Raw genomic sequence first — 3,751 nt, 5'->3', positions numbered from 1 at the left:
TGCGAGCATCAGCACCGACAGCGGATAATAGATCATCGGCTTGTCATAGATCGGCAGGAGCTGCTTCGAGATGCTCTCGGTCAGCGGATACAGGCGCGTACCCGATCCTCCGGCCAGGATGATGCCTTTGGTGCCTGATTGATTCGACATGGGTGTCTCCACACGGGAAAGGGTTGGTCTGCCCCGGTTGTGCCGACGCAAGGCGGGACCGGGGGCGAGATCGCAGGGACGGCGCGGGTGCGGCCTGGATGGCTTACAGAAACTGGTCCTGCTTTTCCTGGCGCGCGCAGATCATCGCCACCCAGTCATCGTTGTCCAGATACCATTGCACGGTCTGGCGCAGGCCGGTCGAGAAGGTTTCGCGCGGCTCCCAGCCAAGCTCGCTGCCGATCTTGCTGCAGTCGATGGCATATCGGCGGTCGTGGCCGGGCCGGTCGGTGACGAACGTGATCAGCGAGCGATAGTCATGACCGGCCACCGGGCGCAGCTCGTTCAGAAGATCGCAGATCTGGTGGACCACCTCGATGTTCTTCTTCTCGTTCTTGCCGCCGATATTGTAGGTCGAGCCTAGCTCGCCCCGGGTCAGCACGAGATGGAGCGCGCGCGCGTGATCCTCGACATACAGCCAGTCGCGGATCTGCGATCCGTCCCCATAGACCGGCAGCGGGCGGCCTTCCAGGGCGTTGCGGATGATGCGGGGGATCAGCTTTTCCGGAAACTGGTACGGCCCGTAATTGTTCGAGCAGTTGGTGACGACAATCGGCAGGCCATAGGTGCGGCCCCATGCGCGGACCAGATGATCGGATCCGGCCTTGGTCGCCGAATAGGGCGAGCTCGGATGATAGGGCGTTTCCTCGGTGAACGGATGCGCATCGGGTTCCAGATCGCCGAACACCTCGTCGGTCGAGATATGGTGGAACCGGAAACCCTGCTTGCGGTCATCGGGCAGCGCGTTGAAATAGGCGCGCGCTACCTCGAGCAGGACGAAGGTGCCGACAAGGTTGGTCTGGACGAAATCGGCCGCGCCATGGATCGACCGGTCGACATGGCTTTCGGCTGCCAGGTGCATGATGGCATCGGGCTGGTGCTCGCTGAAGATCCGCTCCATGGCGGCGCGATCGGCAATATCGGCCTTCTCGAAAATGTAGCGGTTGTTGCCCGCGACCGGTTCGAGCGTCTCGAGACAGCCCGCATAGGTCAGCTTGTCGACATTGATGACGGTATCGCTGGTCTCTGCCAGGATCAGCTTGATCAGCGCCGAGCCGATAAAGCCCGCGCCTCCGGTCACTATGATTTTCATTCAGGGATATCCAACAAGATTGACGAAAAGGCGGCGATTGAGGCGGGAGGAGAAAGCCTGCGGTGCGATCAGGGTTGCCGCAGCCAGGCCGTTTGCCTGCTCGCGTGAATTGGTGATTCGCTATTTGCTCAAGGGTTTGGCGGGGTTTCCAACGACGGTTGTGTGCGGCGGTACATCCTTTGTCACCACGGCCCCCATGCCTATAATAGCCCCTTCGCCGATTCGGCGCGGTTGATCGCGCGTGCCCTGCTTGATGATGGCCCCCGCGCCGATATAGGCATGGCGCTCGATGTGCACATTGCCCAGGCATTGAACGGCTGGAGCGAATGTAACATAATCCGCGATGCGGCAGTCATGTGCGATATAGCATCCGAAATTGCAGTGGAAATGGTGGCCGATCACGACATTCGTACTCACGATCGAATTCGAGCATATGATTGCGCCCTCTCCGATCTCGCTCATTTCGTATAGTGTCGTGTTGGAGAAAATGACGGATAAAGGGCTGCCGCCAGCGTGCACAAGCTCGCTCACCAATCGCTCGCGAGATGGAGAGTCGGCAACTGCCACGTTGAAATATTTGTCCGGAGCAGAATGGGCCGCATAGTCTTCGAGAGAGATGACCTTGCAGCCATTGACGGCTGGCTTGCTGGGGACGGTCTCGACAAACACCAGCTCAAACCGGGGATGCCATGCCTGGTACGCGAAGGGCATGACTTCCCGGCCGAAACCACCGGCGCCAAAAATCCCTACCAGCGGTTTCTCGGACTGCTCAATCATCATTCTGCGACTTGGGCCAGTGCGGTTGCTGCCAGTGCCATGCAGACATCGCGAATGACATCGATCGTGCCCACCGGCAGGCCCGTGCCCGTCGGCAGGACGATGACGCGATCTGCCACCAGTTCGGACCGGGGCAGCGATAGCCCTGCATAAGGCGCGCTTTCGCTATAGGCCTTCATGCGGTGGCAGCTGGGCCAGAAATATTTCCGCGCCATGATGTTCTCGGCCTGCAGCGCCTGGACGATCGTGTCGCGCGTGCAGGGGAAGCTGCTGTCGACCTCCGCCACGATATACTGGTAATTGAAGGGCTCTTCGCTTGGGTCGATCACACTGATACCGTCGATGCCGTCAAACGCGGCGCGATAGGCATGGTAATTGGCGCGGTTGGCTTCCACCACCTTGCCGACATTGTCGAGATTGACCAGCCCCATGGCGGCGCAGATCTCCGACATCTTGCCGTTGGTGCCGTGCATCACGGAATTGTCGAGCGCGGCAAAGCCGAAATTGCGCATCAGCCGCATCCGTTCGGCAAGGGCATCGTCGTTGGTGGTGATGGCGCCACCCTCGAACGAGTTGAAGAACTTGGTGGCATGAAAGCTGAACACCTCGGCGCGGCCGAAGCCGCCGATCATCCGGCCGCCATGGCTGCACAGAAAGGCATGGGCGGCATCGAACATCAGGCTGAGCCCATGCTCGTCGGCAATGTGCCTGCAGGCGTTCGACATCGCAGGGGCGGCCCCACAAATGGGTCGCCAGGATACCGCTGGTGCGCGGCGTGATCAGATGGGCGATCGCGTCCGGGTCCAGATTGTGCGTGTCGGGATCGACCTCGGCAAAGACCGGGGTCAGGCCCAGCCAGGACAGCGCATGCGCGGTGGCGATGAAGGTATAGGACGGGACGATGACCTCGCCGGTCAGGCCCAGCGCCCGGATCGCGATTTCCAGCCCGATCGTGCCGTTGCACACCGTGATGCAGTGCTTCACGCCGAGTTCCTGCGCGACCCGCTGTTCGAACTGTTCGACCATCGGCCCGTTGTTCGACAGCCAGCCGCGATCGAAGATGCCGTCGACCAGGGCCATGAAGGCTGCGCGATCGCCGATATTGGGCTTGCCGACGGGAATGGGCGCGGCAAAGGCTGGCGGCGCGCCATGGAGCGCGAGATCCGAAGCAGACCGAATGGTTTTCTGAAGGGTCATGATCGCTGATTTCTTCCGAAAGGATGGTGAGAGTCGGGCTGGGGTAAACAGGATGTCCGATGTCAGGCGTGCGCGCCGGGCTCAGCTGCGGTCATTGTCGAGCTCCGCCGCCAATTCCTCGAGCTCGGCGCGCAGCGCGGCATATTCCAGGCGCTTGCGCGCCAGGAACCGGGCGGTGATCGCCGCCTTTTCCGCAAGGCCCTTGGGGGTGAGCACATAGGCATAGCCGCGCTTGCTTTCGGCATGGGAAAACCGGTCCCATTTCACGAGGCCGCGCTCTGCGAGCGCGCGTACCATGTAATGGACCGCGCCCAGGCTGATTCCCAGCTTCTCCGCCATCTCCCGCTGGGTGATTTCCGGATTGGTGGCGATCAGGCGCAGCACGCGGAGCCTGGCATCTTCGCGGCGCTGACTGGCGGGGCTGGAAACAAATTCGGATGTGTGCATATAGCTACCGCACGGCGCGACCCGAAGGGT

General features: G+C 61.3%; 4 protein-coding genes and 1 pseudogene. All 5 read right to left on the bottom strand.

The genetic code is table 11. The features are described 5' to 3' along the window. On the bottom strand, nt 1-150 hold a 150-nt coding region (locus tag ACFC3J_RS22475), incomplete at its 3' end, for a sugar phosphate nucleotidyltransferase (protein ID WP_375198146.1). Between the two features lie 103 nt (nt 151-253). After that, on the bottom strand, nt 254-1,300 hold the full coding sequence (gene rfbB, locus ACFC3J_RS22470) for a dTDP-glucose 4,6-dehydratase (protein WP_273301985.1): 1,047 nt from the start codon (nt 1,298-1,300) through the stop codon (nt 254-256). A 120-nt stretch (nt 1,301-1,420) separates the two neighbouring features. Beyond that, nucleotides 1,421-2,080, bottom strand: coding sequence for an acetyltransferase (locus ACFC3J_RS22465; protein WP_197417973.1), 660 nt, complete (start codon nt 2,078-2,080; stop codon nt 1,421-1,423). Continuing rightward, a pseudogene (locus ACFC3J_RS22460) lies at nt 2,077-3,103 on the bottom strand (DegT/DnrJ/EryC1/StrS family aminotransferase). The gene ACFC3J_RS22465 and the pseudogene ACFC3J_RS22460 overlap by 4 nt, the downstream one beginning before the upstream one ends. 252 nt (nt 3,104-3,355) lie before the next feature. Beyond that, the coding region (locus ACFC3J_RS22455) for a MarR family EPS-associated transcriptional regulator (protein WP_375198145.1) at nt 3,356-3,751 on the bottom strand (396 nt) is incomplete at its 5' end.

It is taken from the genome of Sphingobium sp., from assembly GCF_041987595.1.
Classification (GTDB): Bacteria; Pseudomonadota; Alphaproteobacteria; order Sphingomonadales; family Sphingomonadaceae; genus Sphingobium.
Note: the sequence above shows the minus strand (reverse complement) of the source record. Positions and strands in the feature narration are given on the sequence as shown.